This is a genomic window from Spirosoma endbachense (assembly GCF_010233585.1).
In the GTDB taxonomy this organism is placed as follows: domain Bacteria; phylum Bacteroidota; class Bacteroidia; order Cytophagales; family Spirosomataceae; genus Spirosoma; species Spirosoma endbachense.
Genome location: NZ_CP045997.1, coordinates 9,495,147 through 9,518,960 on the forward strand (window position 1 = coordinate 9,495,147; position 23,814 = coordinate 9,518,960).

At 46.9% G+C, this 23,814-nt stretch carries 20 protein-coding genes; 4 read left to right on the forward strand and 16 right to left on the reverse strand.

Annotation, left to right across the window (positions count from 1 at the left end; genetic code table 11):
- Positions 1–176: 176 nt before the first annotated feature.
- Together GJR95_RS38190 and GJR95_RS38195 are read left to right on the forward strand one after the other, a co-directional pair.
- Entirely contained in the window at positions 177–617 is a 441-nt protein-coding gene (locus tag GJR95_RS38190; protein WP_162390866.1) for a DUF1573 domain-containing protein, read from the forward strand.
- 346 nt (positions 618–963) lie between these two features.
- A complete protein-coding gene (locus tag GJR95_RS38195) occupies positions 964–1,869 on the forward strand; it encodes a prohibitin family protein (RefSeq protein ID WP_162390867.1) in 906 nt (301 codons plus the stop codon).
- Between the two features lie 72 nt (positions 1,870–1,941).
- Here GJR95_RS38195 and GJR95_RS38200 read toward each other — a convergent pair whose 3' ends face one another.
- The 10 genes from GJR95_RS38200 to GJR95_RS38245 form a co-directional block, all read right to left on the reverse strand.
- Positions 1,942–2,385, reverse strand: coding sequence for a hypothetical protein (locus tag GJR95_RS38200; protein WP_232540999.1), 444 nt, complete (start codon positions 2,383–2,385; stop codon positions 1,942–1,944).
- A 20-nt stretch (positions 2,386–2,405) separates the two neighbouring features.
- Positions 2,406–4,619, reverse strand: a complete 2,214-nt coding sequence (locus GJR95_RS38205; RefSeq protein ID WP_162390868.1) for a T9SS type A sorting domain-containing protein — start codon at positions 4,617–4,619, stop codon at positions 2,406–2,408.
- Between the two features lie 98 nt (positions 4,620–4,717).
- A complete protein-coding gene (locus tag GJR95_RS38210; protein ID WP_162390869.1) occupies positions 4,718–5,308 on the reverse strand; it encodes a porin family protein in 591 nt (196 codons plus the stop codon).
- A 35-nt stretch (positions 5,309–5,343) separates the two neighbouring features.
- Positions 5,344–6,297: a DUF5050 domain-containing protein gene (locus GJR95_RS38215; protein WP_174260251.1), complete on the reverse strand. Its 954-nt coding sequence runs from the start codon at positions 6,295–6,297 to the stop codon at positions 5,344–5,346.
- A gap of 110 nt (positions 6,298–6,407) precedes the next feature.
- Entirely contained in the window at positions 6,408–8,123 is a 1,716-nt protein-coding gene (locus GJR95_RS38220) for a CsgG/HfaB family protein (RefSeq protein WP_162390870.1), read from the reverse strand.
- A gap of 311 nt (positions 8,124–8,434) precedes the next feature.
- Positions 8,435–9,949 (reverse strand): hypothetical protein, encoded by a 1,515-nt coding sequence (locus tag GJR95_RS38225; protein WP_162390871.1) that lies wholly within the window; start codon positions 9,947–9,949, stop codon positions 8,435–8,437.
- Positions 9,910–10,578, reverse strand: a complete 669-nt coding sequence (locus GJR95_RS38230; protein ID WP_162390872.1) for a hypothetical protein — start codon at positions 10,576–10,578, stop codon at positions 9,910–9,912. The genes GJR95_RS38225 and GJR95_RS38230 overlap by 40 nt, the downstream gene beginning before the upstream one ends.
- Positions 10,575–11,840, reverse strand: a complete 1,266-nt coding sequence (locus tag GJR95_RS38235; protein WP_162390873.1) for a sigma-70 family RNA polymerase sigma factor — start codon at positions 11,838–11,840, stop codon at positions 10,575–10,577. Before GJR95_RS38235 ends, GJR95_RS38230 begins: the two co-directional genes overlap by 4 nt.
- Before the next feature lie 25 nt (positions 11,841–11,865).
- Positions 11,866–12,555: a tetratricopeptide repeat protein gene (locus GJR95_RS38240; RefSeq protein WP_162390874.1), complete on the reverse strand. Its 690-nt coding sequence runs from the start codon at positions 12,553–12,555 to the stop codon at positions 11,866–11,868.
- The gene (locus tag GJR95_RS38245; RefSeq protein ID WP_162390875.1) at positions 12,552–13,130 is read right to left on the reverse strand and encodes an RNA polymerase sigma factor; all 579 of its coding nucleotides are present in this window, start codon (positions 13,128–13,130) and stop codon (positions 12,552–12,554) included. Before GJR95_RS38245 ends, GJR95_RS38240 begins: the two co-directional genes overlap by 4 nt.
- Positions 13,131–13,300: 170 nt before the next feature.
- Here GJR95_RS38245 and GJR95_RS38250 point away from each other — a divergent pair, with 170 nt between their 5' ends.
- Positions 13,301–13,483 (forward strand): hypothetical protein, encoded by a 183-nt coding sequence (locus GJR95_RS38250; protein WP_162390876.1) that lies wholly within the window; start codon positions 13,301–13,303, stop codon positions 13,481–13,483.
- Between the two features lie 106 nt (positions 13,484–13,589).
- Entirely contained in the window at positions 13,590–13,778 is a 189-nt protein-coding gene (locus tag GJR95_RS38255; protein ID WP_162390877.1) for a hypothetical protein, read from the forward strand.
- A gap of 77 nt (positions 13,779–13,855) precedes the next feature.
- Here the strand turns inward: GJR95_RS38255 and GJR95_RS38260 are convergent, their stop codons facing one another.
- The 6 genes from GJR95_RS38260 to GJR95_RS38285 all read right to left on the reverse strand — a co-directional run bounded on the left by GJR95_RS38260 (position 13,856) and on the right by GJR95_RS38285 (position 23,743).
- On the reverse strand, positions 13,856–16,633 hold the full coding sequence (locus tag GJR95_RS38260) for a CHAT domain-containing protein (RefSeq protein ID WP_232541000.1): 2,778 nt from the start codon (positions 16,631–16,633) through the stop codon (positions 13,856–13,858).
- 84 nt (positions 16,634–16,717) lie between these two features.
- Complete coding sequence (locus tag GJR95_RS38265; RefSeq protein ID WP_162390878.1) at positions 16,718–17,713, reverse strand: matrixin family metalloprotease; 996 nt, start codon at positions 17,711–17,713, stop codon at positions 16,718–16,720.
- Between the two features lie 665 nt (positions 17,714–18,378).
- The gene (locus tag GJR95_RS38270) at positions 18,379–19,305 is read right to left on the reverse strand and encodes an alpha/beta hydrolase (protein WP_162390879.1); all 927 of its coding nucleotides are present in this window, start codon (positions 19,303–19,305) and stop codon (positions 18,379–18,381) included.
- Positions 19,306–19,375: 70 nt separating this feature from the next.
- On the reverse strand, positions 19,376–20,638 hold the full coding sequence (locus GJR95_RS38275) for a serine hydrolase domain-containing protein (protein ID WP_394369975.1): 1,263 nt from the start codon (positions 20,636–20,638) through the stop codon (positions 19,376–19,378).
- A 123-nt stretch (positions 20,639–20,761) separates the two neighbouring features.
- The gene (locus GJR95_RS38280; protein ID WP_162390880.1) at positions 20,762–22,321 is read right to left on the reverse strand and encodes a capsule assembly Wzi family protein; all 1,560 of its coding nucleotides are present in this window, start codon (positions 22,319–22,321) and stop codon (positions 20,762–20,764) included.
- 42 nt (positions 22,322–22,363) lie between these two features.
- Positions 22,364–23,743, reverse strand: a complete 1,380-nt coding sequence (locus GJR95_RS38285) for a sugar transferase (RefSeq protein WP_162390881.1) — start codon at positions 23,741–23,743, stop codon at positions 22,364–22,366.
- Positions 23,744–23,814: the final 71 nt, after the last annotated feature.

Genomic DNA, 23,814 nt, shown 5'->3' on the forward strand with positions numbered 1-23,814 from the left:
CCAAGCGTCATGCGAAAGTAAATTTAAAGCAAAACAAGCCAGCTTTCAAAAAAACGATTTTTTCTGTTTCTTTGTTAAGTCAACAACAAGCAGTTAGCCTTTGGCAGACTCTTTGCTCTGGAATTGATTCGTAAGTATCTTACTTAAACAACCAAACCATAATTCCGTTTAGTCCAATGAAAAAGTTTTTTTCACTTTTCGTAGCTTTATTTGTGTTCGTCGCAGTTGGCTACGCGCAGAAGGGAGTCCTGAAATTCGCCAAAGAAACTCATGACTTCGGTAAAGTTGAACAAGGCAAACCAGTTACCTATGTTTTTGAGTTCAAAAACGCTGGTGCTGATCCTGTCGTTATCAACGATGCTACAGCTTCTTGTGGCTGCACCAAGCCAAGCTGGACCCGCGAACCAGTAATGCCGGGCAAAACGGGTAATGTATCGGCTACGTTCAATGCCGCTGCTGCCGGACCGTTCAACAAATCGGTAACAGTAACCAGCAATGCTGAAGGTGGCCAGACGGTTCTTTATCTCAAAGGTGAAGTCGTTGCCCAGAAAGAAGCTCAGACGGTAGCAACTCCTGCTGTCGCTCCAGTTGGCAAAGACAAGAAAAAATCACGCTAACACGCTGAAGGGTTAATAGTGTGGTCAAGAAAGGCATCTGGTAGTTTACCGGATGCTTTTTTTGTGTCCTCTTCTTTTGTTTATCCTATCCCGCAGCCAACCGCCAGACCCTGTTTCCACTCCTGTATAACTCTTTGGTTTCCTAGCCCTGGTCGCCTACTTTTGACCTGTTCTTCAAGTAGATCCGTTCCCATGACTCCGCCCCAGCGCCAATAAATTTGGCTGATTGCTTCCCTGTTTAGAGGAGTCATTTCATGCAACTCTTTTCTTTTCGGGAAAGCCTTAACTGGCACTATTTTCGATAGCTTGCCACCATTCAGTACTTGTCTTAATCTACGCAATAATCATGTTCTTTTTCATTCTGGGCATCTTCGCGCTTATTGCCGGATTTGCCATCAATACACCTGCGCTAACATTTTCGCGCTTTGCCCGCCCGCTCAAAGTGGCCGGTATTATTTTAATTGTACTAGGTCTGCTTACATCCAGCATCCGTCAGATTGATGCTGGTCAGGTAGGTGTCATCTCGCTGTTTGGTAACGTAAGTGATCGTACCCTGAATTCGGGATTAAGTTTTGTCAATCCGGTTGCTACTGTCACAGAATTTGACATTAAAACACAGAATTACACCATGTCGGCAACAAACGATGAGGGTGAAAAACAAGGTGATGATGCCATTCGTGTATTAACGGCTGATGGGTTGGAAGTAGTTATTGATCTGACCGTTCTGTATCGGTTAGTACCCGCCAATGCACCAAAGATTTACCAGGAGATTGGTACCGATTTTATGGACAAAATTGTTCGACCAATCACACGTACCCGTATTCGTGACAACGCCGTTTATTATGATGCGGTGGCCTTGTATTCGACCCGGCGCGATGAGTTTCAAACCCGTATTTACAAAACAATCGAGGTAGATTTCAGGAAACGGGGGCTCATGCTGGAACAGTTGCTGATTCGTAATATTGATCTGCCTGCCTCTGTCAAAAAAACTATCGAGTCGAAAATCAATGCCGAACAGGATGCCCAGAAAATGCAGTTCGTACTTCAGAAAGAACGGCAGGAAGCCGAACGTAAACGCGTTGAAGCACAGGGTATAGCCGACTATCAGAAAATTCTTTCGACGGGGCTGTCCGACAAGCAATTGCAGTATGAACAGATAAGAGCCCAGCGCGAACTGGCGGCATCGCCTAATGCCAAAATCGTGATTATGGGCGGGCGGGGCAATGTTCCACTGATTCTGAACGATAACTAATCAATGCTCAGCTTTTCTGCCGTTGGAACCTGCAGAAAAGCTGAGCATTATCTGGATAGCAAAATCAAAGGCCTACTTAATCAATTCATAGCGAGTAGTAGCGCTACCCGTTTTAAGGTTTTGAGACAGACGATTCAAGTTAAGCACGGTTTCGCTCGCGTCGCTATCGACGGTATACTCAATAGTGCCATTACTCCCTGAGGGCTGAGGAGTCAGACCGCTAAGCGTCAATTTCGTATTATCAGCCGACAGGGCCCATGTTCCCACAAATGTGTTATTGTCGACTTCTGTGAGTCGAACAGTCTGTTCCTGAGTGAGGTCGAGTTTGAATTGACTATAACCCGGTTTAGGATTGCCTGTCCCTCCTTTTGTATAGACCGTTGTGCTGTTTTCTTTGGCAATATTAACCGTCCAGACTTGCCGAATACGTTCTGAAAGTGACTTTTCAGGTTCTTTCGTACCGCAGCCATACAGGCTGACAACCAGTATACTTAGCAAAATTATGTATGTTTTCATCAGGAAAATGGGGTAGATTGTCAGTTTTTGAGTACTTTTTCACTTGCTGTTTTGTCATTAGCCTTTACCTGTATGATGTATAAGCCAGCAGGCAGGTCTGCTAGCCTAAAAGTGGCTTCATGAAAACGCGTGGTCTTATTCGACTCCCATTGCCGTACTTCTTTTCCTGCCGTACTCAGTAATCGCACCATCGCGGGAGCAGGTTTATCGAGCACTAGTTTAACCGTACATTCTTCCGATATGGGATTGGGCGATACAGTTAGCCCAATGCCGTCGGCGTTGGGTTCGATACCCGTAATGAGTGAAACCGTCACCTTGACGCTGGCACTAGCCGTACAACTCTCGGTATTTGTCACTTTAACTACATAGTCGCCCGACATACCGGCTTTGGCATTCGCAATTGACGGATTCTGTGCACTCGATGAATAGTTATTAGGCCCCTGCCAGAGATATGTTCCACCCCCAGTAGCCGACAGTTGAATAGTCTGGGTTTCGTAATAATTACCATTACTACTAGCTGAGGCTGTTGCGACCGGCACTGGTTTGATAGAAATTGTCAACGGAGTTGATGGCAGGCTAACTCGGCCTCCATCTTCACAAACCGCTGTGTAACTCGTAGCCGCTGTCGGTTTTACCGAAATAGTTAGTCCGGTCTGACTGGTTGACCACCTTACTGTACCGGTACACTCACTAGCGGTCAGACTTACTTCACCACCGGGGCAAATACTTAACAAATTGGCTGATAATTTGGGCGGTAATACAGTATCTCGGGCAACTTCCAGTGTATATGGATTGTAGCTATACGCATTACTGTTTCGATCGACACGGATATAGTAAACGCCGGGGTCGTAGGCATTTCGATTGACTACCAGGCTTTTTTCATTATTACTGAATGCCTGTAGAATTTGGTTTTGGGATGCATTATAAATACGGACTGTCGAACTAACCTGCGCCGGAATATCCAACATTTTAACAATTAATGTCGTACGCGTATCAACCGTGAATTTGAAAAAATCAACGTCATCAGCGTCGGCCAAGGTTGCCTTAATGGGCTTCGCAATGGAAATTGACTTAGCTTCCGTGAATGTATTGTTACATTCATACGCATCTGTAGTATCATGCAGCACAACTAAATCAAAAAGATCATAACTATAATTTGTGTAGTTGTTTCGACTTATCACCACATAATATGTACCTATACCACAAACGCTTTTGTCCATGTAAGCATTTTGACCTGAATTACCGGATGTGCGCCTGATTTCACGATTGGCAGGGTCGAAAATTTGCATATAGACCCCAAACTCCTTTGGTATATTCTCGGCTGCTACGTATAGGAGTCCAGGTTTTGTTACATTGATTTTAAAGTAATCAGCGTCATCTTCGTCGGCCATTTGAATTTTCAATTTTTGGCCACTTTTTATTTCTTTCGCTGTCGTAAATGCATTGTTGCACTCATACACATCTGAAGTGTCTATACCAATGCGAAAATCGAAGAGTTTTGGGCTATAAGTTGTGTAGTTATTTCGGGCAACTACAACATAATATATGCCTGGATCACAAATAGGATAATCAATATACCCATTCGCGCCGTTACCCGAAGACCATTGCTCTAAAGACTGCGTAGCACTATTGTATATCTGCAAATAGGTACCAAACTCAGTGGGTATATTTTCGGTTGCTGCATAGAGGATACCAGGTTTTTTTATGTCAATCTTAAAGTAATCGACATCCTCAGCGTCGTTTAAAGCAATCCTGAGCTTATCTCCGTTTTTGACCGTGGTAGCGGTCTGAAACGTATTATTACACTCATACACATCAGTGACATCAAGCGTAGCTTTTAACGTAAATGTCTCCTTGCTGGAGCTATAATTACCAACCACAACGACATAATATGTCCCCGGAGCACATACCTGAGCATCTGCATAGGAGCTAAAGCCATAACCTCTGGACCCTTCACTTGCTAGTCTGACCGTACTGGCATTGAATATTTCAATAGCAATGTTTATATCCTTTGGTACTTTTTCAACCGCTACATTCAGTACTCCTGGTGTCGATATTGTTACTTTAAAATAATCAATATCGCCGGAAGGCAAAGAAGCCTGGATCTCTTTGTCTAACGCTATAGAATTAGCTTGCGTAAATGAGTTGTTAGGCTCCGTTTCGGTCGTTTGGCCCCAGCTCGGCTGGAAGGCAAGGCTTACTAGCCCAACGAGCAGTGTGAAAAGTCGATTCATACAAAAATGCTATGGATAGAAGTTGTAAGTAATCATTCATACAAAAACAAATCGCTAAAGCCGATCAGGCGAGGTTAGTTTCTGAGAACGTAACCAGGCTATCGTTCACCCAGAAAATAAGTGACCGACAGGCCAAACGTGCTGTTTTTAAGCTTTCCCCTAGCGCTAGGGTTGATATTGGCTAAGCCCACATTATAGAACAGGTTAAGCATCAGATTCTTTTCGGTCAGTTCATAACCGCCCAATAAACGCAGTCCGGCATCGAGTGCTTTCACGTCCGTACCCACTTCAATCCGTTCATCATCATCCATACCACCCAGTAAAAAGCCAAAGTAAGGTCCAATACCGCCAACCAGTTTGCCATTACCTACCTCGTATTTATAGACGGCCTGAATGGGTACTTCGAGATAAGTCAGGCTTGTTCTGTATTTATCAAAACCATCACTAAGGGTTCCCCCTTTAAAACTGAGCAGTAACTCTGGCCGAATGAAGAAGTTGTCGTTAACGGTGTATTCGGCAACCCCACCCACGTGCACGCCAAATAAACCACTGGTATTGACACTGAGGCCGGATGCACTTACCTGTAACTTAGATGTTTGTAGGCCGCCCGTCAGCCCAAAACGAAGTTGAGCATAAGTTGACAGGTGAAAGCAAATCAGCGATGTGGTCAGAAGCAGTATTTTTTTCATTTGATTGATTGGTTTGAAGGTAAAAACGGTGTGGATTAACGCGTATAGCGGGGTTTCACTTTCCAGATATTATAATTTTTATCCGCATTGGAATAGAAATACACGGTACCATCCGGGCCAAAGCAGGGGTCGCCCTCATCCGTATCGCCCTGGGTAAGCTGAATCAGATCGGTACCTTCCACTTTCATGACATAGAGGTGATGATTTCTCTTTTTGGGGTTTTCGCGGTTGCTGACGAAAGCGATGTATTTCCCATCCGTCGAGAAGGCGCCATCCTTGTTGTTGTAGTCGCCATTGGTGAGCTGGGCTTTCTGGCCTGTTTTAAGGTCCATCGTAAATACCTGTACAACTTTCCCAACTTTGGCGTTGTAAATAATTTTCGTGTTATCATTCGGATTGAGCGCCAGGTGCCCTCCTTCGGTTAAGACCGTGAAATTGCCGCCTTTTGCATCCATCGAGCAGATCATCCGGCTTCGGCCCATAATCGTTGTGAAGTAAATTTTGCTCATGTCCCGCGTGATAACAGGCTCAGCATCATCTTCTCCCATTTCGCCCTGCGACACATAGTTCAGGCCAACGCCGGCCAGACTGGAACGAACAATGACCGCACGCACCGGTTTGACGTACGAGAATAGAATACCGGAATTGTTTGGCATCCAGGTCGGATAAGCCGCATCGGTAACCAGTGGGTTCGTAACGGGTGAACCAATTTCCTTCTTGATGATCCGGAGTTTTTTATCCGTCTTGGCCATCAGATTGCCGGTCTCCGAGAGTGTGAAATAGGTAGTCTTTTCCAGGCTATTATAGAGCAGCAGTTTTCCATCGGGGCTAATGCGCGGATAAAATTCCTGCCCGGCATCAACGGTTTCCCGCGTGAGCCCCTCTGCATTACCCGTTGGTGCTATTACCATCGACGATTTTTGCGCGTATACGATTCCAGAGAATGAGCCGAGAATCAGGAAAATCAATAGTGCCTTTCGGATGTTCATGACAAGTAAAATCAAGTAATTTAAAAAAATGGCCCCACGTCACCATAGCCTTTATGGCTGTGGGGCTTTTATGGTGTGGTAGAAACGGAAAGCATTGAAACAAGCGAGACTCAATTCATTTTCAGGCTGGCCTTACCTGCTTCCAGGCTCACGACATCAAATTTGATTGCCGGATTTTTGCTGAGTAGATCAACCAGTTCATCGGTAGTGCCCAGGTGTTCGATATGGAGCACACCATCGCTGCCTTTCAGATTTTTCTGAACAGCTTTTACTTTGGAGTTTTTCTTCAGGAACTCGGCCACCGTCGTAAGTTTCGCGTAACTGGTATTGGCAATATCGATATCGGTCACGGCTGCTGCTGGTACGGAAGCAATGGCAGCCGCCGGGCTTGCCGTAGATTTACCACCGCCACCAACTGCGCTTGCAAACTGCACGTTCATGGAACACAACCGTTCGAGCAGATACTGTGTCATGTTCTCGGATGCATTCCGGATGGCAATTTTATTGGCAATCGCTTCAGACACATCAATGCCACCACCTGCTACAGCATTCGTCGCCAGAATCGACCCATCTTCGGTAGCGATGGCCCGAATTTCGAGCCGTGCCCGACAAGACACCATGCCTCCCTGCGAGTTCGTACGTTCCGAAATCGTTTGCCCTGTAACGATGATGTTAGCTCCCATTTTCAGACCGAGCGATGCCATGGCTGCCAGATCGGCCGACGAATCAGCGACCTGTCGCATCTTTCCGTAGATTTTGGGATCAACGACCCGGAAACCCGCTTCGACAAACTGGCGAATTAACTCCGTCTCGGTAGCCGATTGCTCGATCACGACGGGTTTAAACACCGCCGACGAGGCTGTCTGCCGACTGGCTGGCTCTTCTTTTTTCGCATCCCGATTGCGGCCACCAAATATTCCCTTGACCACCTCACTCGCCAGGCCTACATTCGCTTCCCGTTCCTTGAGTGCTATTTCGCGCTCGCGCCGGTTCAGATCGGTCGTTGTATTGTCGCGGGCAGTACCGGCAGTTGTGGCTTCCGTTACCAGAATAATCACTTTAGGAGAGCCATTTCGGAGCATCTGACAGTTTTGGGCCGTGTACCGTTTGATTTCCTTCGGTTTCATCGGCTCAGGCATTTCAATCTGGTCTTTCGCATCCGACATGATCTCAACGGCCTTGATAATGGCCTTCTGGACAGCATCCTGTACAGCACGGTTCTCGGTAGAGCCACCAATTGCCAGGCCATTTGCTCCGCCGAGTTTCATACCCCGGAACCCCGACGAATTGCCTTTCATGTTGATATCACGGCTGAAAAGCAGTTCGCCTGTTTGCGGATTGAGCAGTTTCAGCGTAAAGCCTAGCGTTGCCGTATTGCCGCCAAAATTGAATCCACCCACCTGCGTCGATTTGTTACCCTCAGTGAAGTCAGTCACCTCGCCCGTCACAACTAGCTGTGCTCCAACCATTTTACCAGCCTGTGGGCCAGAACCATCCGTAAAACCATCCTGACCAAAAGCCATTTCGCCGGTCGCATCACCCACATTGCGGTTCATTTCCATAACCCGGAAGCAGTTGGTCTGCTGAATGGCCGAAGTCAGCATTGTGGCTAGTTCATCGCCAAATGTTGAGTTAGCCTGGGCCGATTTAGTCGATACATTAAACCGGGCCACTTTCACTACCACGCGTTTGTCACGGGCAAGTCCTTTGCATTTTTCAGCGACTTTTTCGAGTGTGATCTCAGGCGTTTTCTGAGCGGCTAAAGGGCTGGTCAGCAGCATCAGAAGCGGGAGTACCAGCCAACCATTGCGTATTAGTTTTACCATACATGTAGTCTTTGATTGTGAGTAGGTTATGTGTGACCAGCTACCCAACCGAGTCTGATAGCTGGCTTTTAGTTCTTTATGCCTGCCAGATGATCGAGGTAACAGGGAATGTTAGAAGTATTTTTAACTAAGCGAAAATCAGATGATCTGGCGAGCGTGGAGGCACAAAAAAGTGGGCCTTAGTATCTGATTGTCAGGAGTATACCTTAACAATCAGACACTAAGGCCCACTTTCGAAAATTGTCAGTTTAGTAAACCAGCATCCGATATGCTGACGAAGTCTTACTCAGGAACCAATTCTTTACAGATCCTTACCAACGGGCAAAGTTGTATTGAAGGGTGACGTCTAAATTGTGTGATTTTGTTTTAGGGTGCGGATCGGTATTGAGCTGAATATTCTGACACTCATAGCTTACTGCAAGTTTGTAAGCACCCGCCCGAATGGTTTTTCTGAGCAATTCGATGCCTATTGTTACTCGTGGGCTAACGGATACTTGAAGCGTCGGGACATTAGCCGGAGCTACAGTCGTAGCCGAATTAGTATAGTCGATGCCCAACGGTAGCCTCAACGTTGGTCCTGCACTCGCAAAGAAACCAATCCGGTTAGCAACGAATTGATTGCTTCTCCGGCCCAGCGGACTCCAGGTAACCTTCGGAAAGACTGTCAAATAGCGCAAATCCAGCGTTTCGATCAGCCGCTTTGAGCTACCATCGCCAAGCATTGTACCATACCGCTGGCTCGAGAAGGCTACATCTGCTTCATAGCGCAAAGGGCTATGCCACTTAAAACGGCTAATATTCAGGCCAGCATACCAGTTTTTCGTATCAGGGAATGAATAAAGCAGACCAGCCACCGGTAGCCCATTTGACGTAAATACAGGCTTTCCTGCCACTGTCATGCCTGCCACGAATCCAAGATCCCAAATAACACGTTCGGGTTGTAGTTCAACATAGGCCGCATTGGCGGCATCAGAAAAGTAATGAGCTCTGGCAAGGGTTACACGCTTAGCCTGGAGTTTATCCCAAAACTGCGTCATTGCCTTAAGCCGGTCTCCAAAAAAAGGATGCGATGCCGATTCGACAGATGAGTCATTGGAGCGGCCTGCTTTGTTTTTAGTTGTGGTTCGCCTTTGGCTTTCCCGTTCCGATGAACGAACGAAGATGCTATCGAAACTAGTGATAAAACTCCTGAACGAAAACCGGTCATTACTATTCATAAGCAGCCATACAGCAAAAAAGTCGGCTTCTATTTCTTTGGCCTGCTGATTAGCCTTAACATGCCTATCCGATGCTTTTTGTTTCGTATTTTGCCCCTTCACAGCCTTTTCGCCCTCACCAGTTTTTGGTTCTTTCTCTAATGCTTTTTGGGCAGGATTGATCGGGCTACTACCATCCAGATGACCTAACACATGGTGACCAACTTCGTGTGCCAGTACATGCCAGTCTACCCAGGTCAATTTATTCTTTTCTTTAGAGATTCGGTTCAGATACTCATTGTTGTAAGTGATCAATCGCTCTTCGCCATTGGCCGTCGAGGTACAAAGCAAGGCGCTTGGGTAGGGACAATCAGTCTCTATAACTTTAATCTTCCCCTTAAACCGGATCTGGGGTGCATACTTTTTAATATCGACCAACATCTGGTTGACCAATTGGATGGCCTTTTCTTCATTTATCAGATAACCCTGCCTCTTTTTAACAGGAATATCTTCACAGTCACAGCGATCAGCATCACGCAGCAACTGTGCCTTGACTGGTGTAGCTAAAAAGAGAGTTCCAACTAGCCCGGTCAGGGCGAGAATGGAAGCGATTGAGGAGCTTGAGTACATTCGAGGAGTGGCAGAAGCGGTTTATTAAGCCTACTGACATACAATATCTGTTTCTCCGAATTAAAACGCAACCCCACCGACTGCCACTGGGCAGTATCCTGAGGATTTTTCAAAAAAACAGTCAATGTGTCACGGCAGAATGTATAGGCCTGCGGTATCTTTTGTTGCTGATTCCGCTTCCATTGTATCCATATAGAACCACCGTAGTCATCATACCCCATCGTCGAGTTGTCTGTCAACAAACGAACATCCCGTTTCTCTGATTTTACGATTTGTGGCGTGCTGTTCGGCAGCGTGAAAAGATTTCTTAACCAGTCTCCTCCACCTACCCACACACCTACAATCAATAGCGAAACACAGGCCGCCATGGCATAGGCATAGGGATGGCGCCATACTGTTGCCAGAACGGTAGAGCGTTTACGAGCCTTGGCCCGCGCTTTACCGGCCGCTTCCCATAATTCCTGACCAGCATCCCGCCTGGATACATCCGTCAACATGGCATGCATATTGACATCGTCGTAAAACGAGGAATCAGTCCTCAGCAATTCCTGATATTGCTGATTCTCTTCTTCAGTCAGTGTACCCCGCTGGCGTTTTTCGATAAGTCGTCGACGTTGAGATGGTGTCATCGGGGGTATGGTATTAGTTGTTGTTTTTTATAAGCGTCATGGGCCAACTTTTTTAATTGCTCCATGCATTTTATGTACCTGCTTTCCAGGGTTTTTACCGATCCGCCAAATTCGATGGCAAGCGTCTTAAACGGTACTGGCTGGCTAAACCCATCGTTATAATGTCGCATAATGATGTCACGGCACGTATCGCATAACAATTTCAAACACGAACGCACTATATCTCGCTGCTCTTCCAGAGGATCGGATGTGTCGAAAGCAAACACATCATCATCCCCTAAATCGTCGGCCTCATACGGATCAGTGTCATAAGGCGTGTATTCAGTGCTGGCATTTTTAGTGGCCAGTTCATCTTCGTTACCATCCTGTTTCTGCGCGGCCAGAAGCTTGCTGATGGCGGCACTTCGTTTAACGAAACCAGTCAGATAACTCGTCAGTCTGGCGTCCAGATAAAACGTTTCCGGATCGGCCCGGTAACGCTGGCATTTGTTGATGAATTCCAGTTTTACCTTGCTGACAATATCGTTGATGCCTTCGATTAGTTCCGGCCCCATTCCTTCTGCCCGATCGGCCACCTGCGCCGTTACCCAGTGCTTTACTTTACTCAGGCTCTCTTCAATGAAACCGGCCTCGCTGGATTTATGGAATAAATATACCCGTAGTGCGATCTGTTCGAGTAAGGACTCCCGAAAAAGATTGATACGCAGTTGAACACGCCCGTTACGAAGCCAGAATAAAGGAGTCGTGTGGATAGGCTGGTTCTGTTTTTCCAGATAGGCCAGATAGGATCGTAATGTTCGGTAGGCAACTTCCTGTTGATCGGTCGGAGTCAGCAGGAGCGCCAGTTTCTGGGCATGGCTGGGCTTCTGACGTTCACGAATCTGGGTAATCCACCGTCGAATATCCGTCTGCCGCTGCCCGCTGTTCTGAGCCATTTCCACAAAGGGAATATCCTTGATCCGGATTTTCCAGCGGCAGGCATCAATCAGATCATCCAGAACGGTCTTATAGTGTTCTATAAAATACGTGTCCGTCAGGGTCAGCGTACCGATCAGACCGCAAAGCTCGAAAAGGATCGTTTGTTGTAGGGGTTCATTGGCGCGTTCGGCTTTTGACAGACGACGATCGATCAGCGGATCGAAGACCTCGCTAACCTGTTCGGCGAAGTTTTGCTTCGATTCGGCATCGAACAGCAGTCGGCTCTGCTCGATCAGACGGGCAATGTCTCTTTTACGATTCGGGAAAAAAGAAAATGTGGACATGTTCACCGATAAAGATCAAAAAACATTAGCTGAGCCACTGTGCCCATTTGATTTGCCACCAGATTTTCCAGCGGTCAACCGTTTTGATCGGATACTCACAATCGATACACTGCGTAAATTGAGCATATACGCGCTCTGCTTTGTCAGGTTCACCGCTTTTCAGGTAGGCGACGGCCAGATGCCATTGGGCTGCTTCGCGGAAATAGGGTCGAATATCCGATGACCTCAGCACCTGTTCGAAGTTTTTCACCGCCAGCGCATACTGGCCTTCGGTCAGGTGAGCCTGCCCTTCAAAAAACTGGTTGAAGGCGCGTTTCTGAACCACGGCGACCGTACTGCTATCGTCGGCCAGGCTGCGGGTTACGTTGATGTCGTTTTCGGAATCGGGGAAAACCACCGGCACAACCGACAGATATAGAATCAGCATGAAGCCCGCACTGACAACCCCTGACAGCGAACGGCGGACTAACCGAATGCGCTGCGTTCGCTGGCGGCTTTGCTGTTGAAGTTGTTTTAGCGTGGCCACGGCCCGCTGTTCCAGAAAAGCTTCCTTCATTAGTTCGTGTGTGCGTTTAAGGAGAATTACTTCATTATCGAAGTCGGGATCGGTTTGCCTTTCGGCCTCCACCTCAGCCCTTTCGTCGCTGGTCATCTGACCGCTCAGATATCGCTCTATCCACTCGTGTTCCTGTTGTTTATCTGTTGGTCTTTTCATGATGTCATTAGTTTCCTCAGCGCAAGCACGCATCGGTACTTTTTGGTTTTGGCGTTGTCTTCCGTTCCCAATCCAAACTCTTCGGCTATCTGTTTCATCGACTTCTTATCGAAGTAAAATGCCTTCAATAGCTCCTGGCACATGTCGCCCAGCCGCCCGAAGATGGCCCGTGCCGATCTCACTTCCTCCTCGCTCATAAGTTCCTGCTCGGGGCTGGGCGCATCGGGTTGCTCAACACTCTGCTGCTGGCCGTAGCGATCGTTGCGTTTGTTCTGGGCGGCCCGCCTGCGCAGCTCTTTCAGCCACATCAGGTGCGCGATTTCGTAAATGTAGGTCGTTACGCGGGTATTCTGACGGAGCTGGAATTTACCATCCCAGGTGTTTTGCAGGAATACCACAATTACCTCCTGAAACAAATCCTCGGCATCGGCATCCGAGCCTTTGTTGCGGGTTACCATCCGCGTAACGCTTCGCTGACACTGCTCATAGAGGAAGCTGACAATGGCCTCCACTAGCGGGGCATTCTTCGTGAGTAAACCGTCAAAAATCTGCTGGTCTGTAAAGGTTTTCTGCATGAGGAAGGATAGAAGCTTCTTTGTGTCTTTATGCCGCCCAATGCCGACGAGGTAACACCTAAAAAAAAATAAAAAATTTTTAAGCACGCATCAGGAAATGTGAAAACCCAGGACGTGAAGCTGTGAATCCGGGGGGATTCGGTTTGACAAACTTCATTTCCTATTTTCTTATGCGCGCTAACCTTAAAAATCTGCTGGTCCTGTTCGCCCTGGCGACCACCTTTACCCTGGCTTCCTGCCAGTCGGAGTCCGTTGAACCTCAAGCCGCTCCGGTTAAAAAAACCACCGAAGCTCATCCCACCCTCGCCGATGACGAGGCCGATAAGCCGCCGAAGGATGGTTGGCCGAATTAAGTTTGCCATAAAAATGAGCCTCAAACGGGGCTCATTTTTATTTTTCGGTGTACAGACCACGATTAGGAAATCCCTAATTTTAAGCGTTATACCATTTATTAAAACCATGCGTACCAACCTTAAAAATCTGCTGGTCCTGTTCGCCCTGGCGACCACCTTTACCCTGGCTTCCTGCCAGTCGGAGTCCGTTGAACCTCAAGCCGCTCCGGTTAAAAAAACTACCCAAGCTCATCCTGCCCTCGCTGATGACGAGGCCGACCAACCACCGAAGGATGGTAATGGTGGTGGGAATTAAGTTTATCATAAAAATGAGCCTCAAATGGGGGCTCATTTTTAGTTAGAGGCCCTGTTCAATGCACTACTCTTATAGGTTTAGGCTACCAACTCCTTTTCTTTTAAAGAATGTACCAATCGTTTTCGCTGCCAGAACACAAGCAGACCAATGCCCACAACAAGAAGCAGCCACCAAACGGCCATTGATCGATCCCCATCCGGCATCACCGGATTATAGTTGCCAAGCAAGGTATAATTGGCCCAGTAATAAGGATGATCGTATTTAGGGAATATCGGCGATTCGAAAAAATCGAGTCGAGCCTGCTGTAACGCCCGATCGGTAGACATGCCCTCCTCCAAATAATGGTGGAGCCGAATGGTCAGAAAAGATGTGGTTTCGTCATTGGCTTTCCAGAGCGTTGTGACAACCGATGGGCAACCCGCATACGCAAACGCCCGCGCCAGTGACAGAATTCCTTCTCCTTTCCTGATCTGGCCCGACCCGGTTTCGCAGGCCCCCAGCACAGCCAGTCCCGTGGATGTCAGCGACAGATTATAGATGTCGTCGGTATAAAGTTTATCTGTTTCGCCGGGATAAAACGCGATGTAGGAGTTGGCCGGATCGGCGTCGTCGGTTTTGGCATGCGTAGCAAAGTATATAACCGGCCGATCGAAACTTGTTTGCAGAAAATTCGGCAAATTGGCTTCAAGGCCAATCAGCACATCGCCACCAATGCTACGGGCTTCGGCTTCGCTCGATGCCAGTGTCTGCGCTGTACCCTGGCGGTTGACGGTTGATTCAAGTGCCTCAGCCCGCGCAAATGGGGCCATCACCAGCACGGGGTTGGTACTGGCCGAACGTTGGTGTACATCGAAAAACGACTGGGCCGAAAAGGCATAGGCGATAGCCACATGGCGAGTCAGGTAATCCCGCGACTGCCTGCCCGTTTCAAGCACTTCGAATGGCAAAAAATTAAAGCTCCAGTCGCGGCTGATAACGAGTCGTGTTTTGCCCGCCAGCTGCTTCCGAATCGGCTCGATGCAGGCGGCATACAACCCTGCGGCATAGGCCGTTCCGTTGTATCGTCCCAGCACGGGGTCATGGTAAAGTTCCTGACTCAATTTTATCAACTGCTCATCGAAACGAGCCGCATCAATGGGCTGACGAATAACATCAATGGCCCCATCGGTAACCACCAGGATAAATAGTGAAGCCCCCCGCCGAACATAGGCAACATAGGCAGCCTGATGGCCCAGTTGCTGCTGTAAGTCTCGGCTACTCATGACCACATACTGATAGTTGAGCCGGTAATAGGCCGGATAATCCTGGCGGAACGTTTCCATGAGCTGGTGCCACTGGAGCTGGCAAGCCGTAAGTTCAGTACTCGCGGCCGTATCGCTAACCGAACGTTTTTTCAGCTCACTGATCCGTTTTTTCAGGCGTTGCTCCCGTTCGAGCATGGGTCCCGGTATAGTCTGGGGTTTTATGGTATTCAACCGGAAGGCTTCGCGCAGACTACTGGCCTGTGCCTGCTCGAAAAGCTGAAACAGGGCCTCTCGCAACGCTGTGCCTGGCTGATGCTGGTACGCTTCGAATGTAGCGGCTATGGCATCGGGTACAAGCGCATACTGGCGATCTGAAAAAATAACCTGCGACTGATCGGTATCGATTCCATGCCGAATGCGCTGCTGAAGTCCGACACAATAGCGGTAGGTGTCAACCGATGCGGTCAGGTAGGTATTTTTGCGTGTGGCGTCATACTGTTTTTTCAGAGCAGCCGCTTTATGGGTAGCGGCCAGTAGTAAAGTGGCTTCATCAGAAGCAGTTTCAGCTGAAGGGTTTCGCCAATTATTCGTCAATCCGGTTGTATCGCGGCAAACGGCCCGAATAGCAGCCTGATAGGACCTTAGAGCCCGTTCGGGCTCATTCCACGCTTCATAGAGTTTCCCCTTTTCTAGCAACACCTGAGCTAGTGAAGATCCTTGATTACCTATGTATTGATAGTGCAAGCGAGTTGCCTGATCGATATAGTGATCGGATGTCGACAATTGGTTAACTGCACGATAGCAGCTACTCATCATACGCCAAAGATGAATTTGATCTGACAAATAGTCTGATGGCCTTTTACGTAATTCAGTCAGCAATCGTTCTGCTTTGACAAAATAATCTAATGCTTCGCTATAATGCTTTAAATTATATAATGTCAATCCAATACCTGATGTATAACGCCATTTCTGAATATCATTATTCGAATAAATTTTTTCCGCTCGATATATATGAAATAGAGCTTCATTAAAATTGCCCATAGCATCATAACAGCCCGCAAGATTACTTTCTACATATGCCATCTCTTTGGGAGATCCATACTTGTTAGAAATCTCCTCCGCTTTAGTCAAGCAAACTATACCCCTTGTATAATTACCTACTTTAAAAAACCAGTTCGCCTGGTTATTAAAATGATATAACACATACAGCGGTATTTGCTGTTCGATGTGTGGATTTTGTGCTAACAATGCATCGGCTTTGCGAAAATAGAACAGTGCAGAATCTTTTCGGTATAGTGCTTTGTAGTACGTTCCCAAACTCGAAAACAGCTTAAAACGAATTGAGTCGGGAGCCGTTTTCAAGGGATTAAGGTAGCGCAGCCCGAGCAGGCAACGGTCGGTAGCCTTACGGGTATGGTTCTTCATGTAATCCATGCTGCTGAGGTCAACGCAGAGGTTGGCTGCCCGTACGGGGTCGCTATGCTGCACCAGCCCAAAGGCTTTTTCGTACCAGATTATGGCCCCTTTGTAATCACTACTATCATAAAGCGACTCGGCTCGCTGACGGTATTTATCAGACAGGGCCGCCTGCGCCCACGTAAGTCTGGGCACCGAAAGGAGCAGGAGCAACAGCCAGCAGGCAGATCGGCAGTTCACGGAACAGAAGAAGGCTAACTAGGAGGAAGGTAATTCAGGTTATTTCACGTAATCCACGACTACTGTATAGGCACCGGTATTGTCGGTTAAATTGAGATCATTGACCCCAAATGTAAAATCAGCGTATTGTGTTCCAGTCGTAGGAAAGCTACACTCTTTACCACAATAATGCCAGTTCGCTTCATTGTTGAGTTTGTACATTAGGGAGGCATGGAGAAAGTCTGGTACAATGCTATATTGAGGAATTGGAAAGCCAAATAGACCATCTTTCCCTTCTGGCCCCGTAATACCAACAAATACACCGACAGTGATGAGTCCGGTAGCTTTTACTGAAATGGTCCCCTGCTTATCTAACTTGACCGTTTTAGTAATTGGCCCATTTACTTGCAGCGTAAACGGCAGATAGCTTACAGTAAGATCTTTGCAAGTAGTTGTATACAGTTTATTGATTGCTGCGGAATCTGCTTTTGAAGCACGAATTGATTGCCCGACAAATAGCGTCGACATCAGCGAACTCGATTCGGTAGAGGTGGCCATTCCCATAAACAAACCCGCATGGTAAGCGATGGCCTTGGTCAGCGCCGTTTCGCTCCAGTCGTAGGTGTCGCTTAATAAAATGGTGTAGGTCCCGTTGCTTTCTTTACGAAGCCCTCCAGTCACAGTTGCCGCCCCTCTTACTAAACCCACCGTTGACGTAGCCGTCTGATTGGGTATTTCTGATGGATCGACAAACTTAACCACCAGCACGGATCGTTCCGGTAATTCCAGAAAGCCGAGATTAGGATTGACTTTTTGCCACAGATCAAACCCAGCCCGAATGGCCGCCCGTTGCCCATCGTTGTTGAGTCGTTTAAAGGTATTAGCGATGTTATACCGAAATGCGCAGTCGGTAGTTACCCGGCGGGCCATGTCATTCTGGTCGGCGCTCACGTAGACCAGCCTGGACGCTGCCGGCGGAATGTCCTCGCATTGCCAGAACAGGCCAACCAGTAATAAAAGAGAAAGCGTTACTGTTTGTGTAGATAGTTTTCGCATATGCATTCATCGGGGCTTGTTGCCACGCCATGATTCAGCAAGTTATTGAATGCAGCTGGGCATAAATCATCATGGTTATCGCCTATTTATTAAACGTACCTTATTTTATTAAGCGTCGTTTATTGGGGTGGATGTCAGTTGTTTTTCGTGGGTTAGCGACAACTACCGGGTGGATTTGGCTATTTGCAGTCCGCCCGATTGCCAAACAACCACACGATGGCAGGATCTTTTTGGCTACGCCGAACCATCTATTGATGTCAGGAAGGCTACACGACGTTATTCACGTCGATGGAAAAGTTATTGCCTTTTGTTCGTGGTAATGTGACATCGGTTTCTTTAAACCGACATAGTGGCGACGATTCGCTGTGGCGGTTTAAAGAAACCGCAAAGGTCAGGTTGAAGAACCTGACCTCACTTGAATAGACTTGACCTCTCGTCAATAAACCTGGCTTCACGCACTAAACGGTAATGTGGTATCGGTTTCTTAAAACCGACATAGCGAGGTTACTTAAACTGCAAAGGTCAGGTTGAAGAACCTGACCTCACTCACTACACGCATCCGGTGCCTGCTTAGCCAGTTCTTCAACTGTACGAAGTTAATCACTCACCAGTCTTAGTAGCGAATGGCTACTCTTATGGTTCCTTTATAGGGAAATAGCTACACGCTAATTCTGTTTAGGAGCTGTCAGGGCCATTAACCAGGCTTTGCAGGTTTCGGGCCAGGTATTGAGTGATCCGAATTTTGCGGTGCGAAGTCCGTAGCCATGTCCACCTTTTGGGTAAAGGTGCATTTCAACCGGAATGTTATTTTTCAGGCAGGCGAGGTAATAATTAATGCTGTTTTCAACCGGAACGGCCTTATCGTCTTCCGAGTGAACCAGAAACGTTGGTGGTGTTTGGCTGCTTACCTGTAGCTCGTTCGAATAGTAAGTAATCATCTCCGGTGAGGTATTCAACTTACCCAATAATTTATCCCGCGAACCGACGTGCGCTTTATCACCGAAGGTTACCACCGGATACAGGAGAATAGCGAAATTCGGTTTGGATTGCTCACTGGCTTTAGGTCCCCGATGATAGTGGGTAGCAAGCGTTGCGGCCAGATGTCCACCCGCCGAGAAGCCCATTACACCAATTTTATTGGGATCAATCCCATATTTGGCCGCATTTTGCCGAATCAGCAGCATGCCCTGCATAGCATCCAGCAACGGAACTTCCTGCTGATTGGTCATGATTTTCTCATTAGGCAGGCGGTATTTCAACACAAAAGCCGTCACGCCCATCTCATTGAACCATTTAGCCACATCGACTCCCTCATGTCCCGACGCCAGAATCGAATAACCGCCACCGGGGCAAATCATTACGGCTGCACCTGTCTCTTTTCCTTTGGCGGGCAAATAAGCGGTAAGCGTTGGCACCGACACATTACTGATACGCATAATACCATCACTACCGGGATCTGCTTTTTCGTCAATCTGCACGCCAGCAATGGCATTGGGTATGGCATTATCGGGCCATAATTTCAGAACTTCCTGCGAGCGGGCAGTTTGCGTAAGGAGCATAGTCAAAAGCGTCGTAACAAATAAGGCGCGCATAAAAGGCAACGGGTTAACAATGAGCAGACATTCATGAGTACAGAAAAGCCGACCGGGTGGTCGGCTCTACTCATATTTCGGCTTCAGCGTCGTCGGTCACCTCCGAATTTTTGGAACCACCATGCAACACATCAATGAGTTCTTTGACCCGATAGACCGTTTTATTATACTTATTACCGAGCATGATAATGACATACTCATCTTTGGGACTAAACCAGAACATGGTATTATAGCCCTTCCACCAGCCTGAATGATAGATAAATTCAGGTTGGTTGCTGTCGTTCAACATCATTCGAAACCCATACCCATAGTTCTTCGCGCCTTTCCGTTCGAAGCTTCGGGGTATAAAAGCCTCTTTCAATGTCTTTTTCTGCAACACGCAATCACCGTTAAGCGCCCGATACCAACGGAACAAATCGCCAATTGTCGAATAGATTCCTTTATCGCCTACTACATCGTCGTAATAATCTTTGGGTATTCGCCTATTCCATTGATAACCGGCGGTCCGGTGGTAATTTAGTGAGTCGTTTTTAGTGGTAGCAACAAAGGTCTGGTGCATGCCCAGAGGCTCAAAAATTGCCGAATGAATATAGGCTTCATAGCTCTTGCCTGTCACTTTTTCGATTATGGACGCCAGAACCATGTAGTTGGTATTGCTGTAGCTAAAGCCTCTCCCCGGTACGTTGTAGGCGTGCGGTGTTGGTTTGACCGTTGCAAACCAGTGCATAATAGTCGCATTGGTCGGGTATGGCTTCTCTTTTTTGTAGAAATTCACCTTCATACTATCGTCGAAGGCATATTGATAATTGGGTAAGCCGCTTCGGTGGCTCAGCAACTGACGAATGGTAATGCCATGATAGGGAAATTCCGGGTAGAATTTCTGAATGGTATCCTCAAAATTAAGCTTACCGAGCTCAATTAATTTAAGGGTTCCAACGGCGGTAAAGGTTTTCGAGAGAGATGCCAACTGGAATTTAGAGTCTTCGACCAGTGTATCGCGGGCACCTCGTTCAAAATGGCCCAGTCCAAAGCAATGTTTATAGAGAACCATGCCTTTCTGAGCCACGAGCACATTCCCATTTAACCCCTCGCGAACTTTCTGCTGAAAAATGCGCTCAATCTGCTGAGCCTTTTCATCGGCATTAATCTGCTGACGAATCGTTGTTTGCTGGTTGGATGTTAGTATTTGCTCATCGGCACAAGTGCGCAGGGCATTCGCTGACTTATCCAATTGCTTCTGTGTACTCTGGCCACAGGAAAGAATAAGGTTTAGCAGGACTAATACACTTATTGTACTCCATATTTTGTTCATCCGCACCATCCTCACGCACATGTTTTACGCTTACTCTACTTATTATTTACGCACAAAAATAAAGCTAGCTACCTTATAGATAATACCCGTTCGTTCGAAATTAGCTAAAAAAAGCTGGCGATCTGAAGCGGCTGTCAATTGTTATTACCAACGGTAGTTCGGCGTTTCAGGAACTGAGCGTCTCGTCGGATTTGTAACTGGTTTAGTTCGTGATGGTTGGCCACCCAGAAAACCCGTTTTCTTGAGACCCAGATAAGCGCCAACACTTCCTGGCAGTAATTTTCCGGCGTCAGCCGCAATCGATCCATTAATTACCGCACCACCCAAAATATTGATAGGTACCCCTAAAGTTAGTAAACCCGAAAACTGACGGGGAAGATTGACAAATGGTATGTCGTACGTTCCGGCATTAATACTATATGACAGCCGTGTTGTTAAATCGATTGCATTAAACAACAAAGCACTAAACCCAACATGAAACACGCTAACCCGGTTATTGGCAATAGCGCTACTAAACGTAGATAAATCCGGATTAACTTCCGCTCTGGGCATTAAAAAGGGAGTACCTATTGTACGCCCAAAGTAGGTCCAGCCGTCAACAAACTGGCTATGATTGAAATAATTATCACGTCCACGGCGCTCAGGGTCGTCAATGACAAACTCAGCTCCACCCTGACTACCTGTGAACAGATATTCAAATGTAAACTGACGCAGGAAAAATGCTGATCCGGTTGGCTCAGTCAGGTTCTTGATCCGTAACCCATTGAGCCCGTCCTGAATGTTTGTCCCATAAAATAACGATCCGTCATCATATGGAAATTGCCGATAGATATAGAGGTTCCAGGAATTGAAGTCAACATCGGCGGCTATATCGAGAGAGCCTAAATGATTGCCGATGCGGTTATCTTCAAATGAAGTAAGGTTATTATCAGTAGCGAAATCATTGCCCCTCGTTCCTAAAATTACGTTCGGGTAGTATCGTAAACTCGATGGCAATTTTCCATCTACGGCAACAACAGGACCCAATACTTTAGGATCAGCATACCCACCCCAGATAACCTGGTGATTAAATCCACTGTAGAGACGAACCCGCCAGGATGGTTTACCTACTCGCAAATAGAAATATTTATGATGTAAGTAAGAATCCTTTACTAAACGGTCCGAATTTTCGAACCAGCCGTGTGCCCAGGCACCTAACACAGATATAACTCCTTTTGTGAATGGAATCGGTGTAAAGGTTGGCAGGCTAATCTGGATTTTAGGAATCGGAAGTGCATTCCCTGACCACGCATAAGCCCCAGTTGTCAGGAGTGTATCAACCAGTCCAACGATTTCTTTTCGACGACCAGCATAAAATTCAAACGCCCCTAATCGGCCTTTGATGTATGCTTCCGGGAGTAAAAACTGGCTGGTTTGCCCAGCATTAGCTACAACAGTTAAACCGTACCCCCAATCTGATTTAGGGCGATAACCTGTGCTGTCAGTTGGCCGGTAATCGGAATGTAGATTGACATTCAGACGCAGGAATGGCGTAGTTAGAGGAACTGTACCATATTGATTGGCACGTAACCAGAACGGCGTTTGATCAGATGAAGCCATTCCACCTACTTCAGCCGAATATTGATTAATTCGTTGTCCGTATGATGCAAAAGTACATCCAACCAGAAAACACAGCCAACAAATACCGAAAAAGGAAATTCTCATAAAGAGAGAAAAAAGATGGACTAGTGCCAGCCGCTTTAGCAGCTACTTACCACGGCCCTGTACCATCACCCGAACCGTTTGGGCAATAATCCACATGTCAAACAGGAAAGACCGACGCTCAGGATAGAGTAGATCATATCGTAAACGCTGCACCATTTCTTCAATATTAGCAGCATAGCCAAATTTGATTTGGCCAATAGACGTAATCCCTGGTTTAACTTTAAGTAATGTGCGATATTCAGGAGCTACTTCAACAATCTGGTCAATAAAGAACTGTCGCTCTGGACGTGGCCCAACTACAGACATATCCCCTTTGAGTACGTTAAAAAATTGAGGTAATTCATCCAGTCTGGTCTGACGCATAAACCATCCCCACGATGTAATACGGCCATCACGATTGCCTGCCGACAACACTGGCCCATTAGCCTCCGCGTTGATATACATGCTACGGAATTTATAGATATGGAAGGGCTTCCCATTACGACCAATACGCTCCTGCGCATAAAGCACCGGCCCTTCTGAGGTTAGCCGGGTTATAAGCGCCATTACCAAAAAAATAGGAGCACCAAAAAGCAGTACACCCAGCGAGAAAGCGATATCGAATCCTCGTTTAAGGGTATTAACCTGGAAATCAGCCAGCATCTGCGACGACAGATTCAGTACTGGCAGAATATCATGGTACTCAACAGAAGCACCCCTTGCCAGAAATCCTCTAAAGTCAACCAAAAGTTTTACCTGATAGTCAACTTCTTCAGCATCGTCTACAATATCCTTTAGGCGACCATTATCAATGTAAGGCATACAACAATAGACACAGTCGATTTGATTAATACGAACATATTCAAGAAGTTGATCGTAACCACCTCTCAGCAAATTAGCGGTATCGGTTGTGGGTTCATCAAAATAGCCGTAGAAATGGAATCCCATTTCAGGATGAGCGTCATAAAAACCGCGGATTGTCGTTGCCAATTTACCGTACCCTACCACAATATATTTGCGGTTATTGTACCCTCTGGCGCGATATTCCTTTAAAAAGATCAACCCACCGATCCGAAAGGCTATTCCCAGGCTGGCAAATATTCCATAAGTAATGGCTAAATGCTCTCGTGAATAATAATACCCTTTAACAGCAACCCAATATAAGGCAATGACAGCCATATGAACGGCCATCAGTACAAACATTTTTTTGATTAAATGGTCAGCCTTAAATAGCTGACGGGGAAAAATATAGGGCTTAAATAATAGAATTTCAGCTAACCAGATCAAATTAAAAACCCACCATAAGGTAGCATAAGGTGGTTCAAAAACGGGATCAATTGTTCCAAACTTTATTCCATACGCACCAATAAAAGCCGCATTCAGGCTCAGGAAATCAACTATTACATGGAGCGGAAAGAACAATATGGAATAACGATGCCTCATATTTATTGATTTAATGTGCGGACCTGTCTACTACTTATTCACGCTAGTAGGGCTAATATAATGCCTGAAAT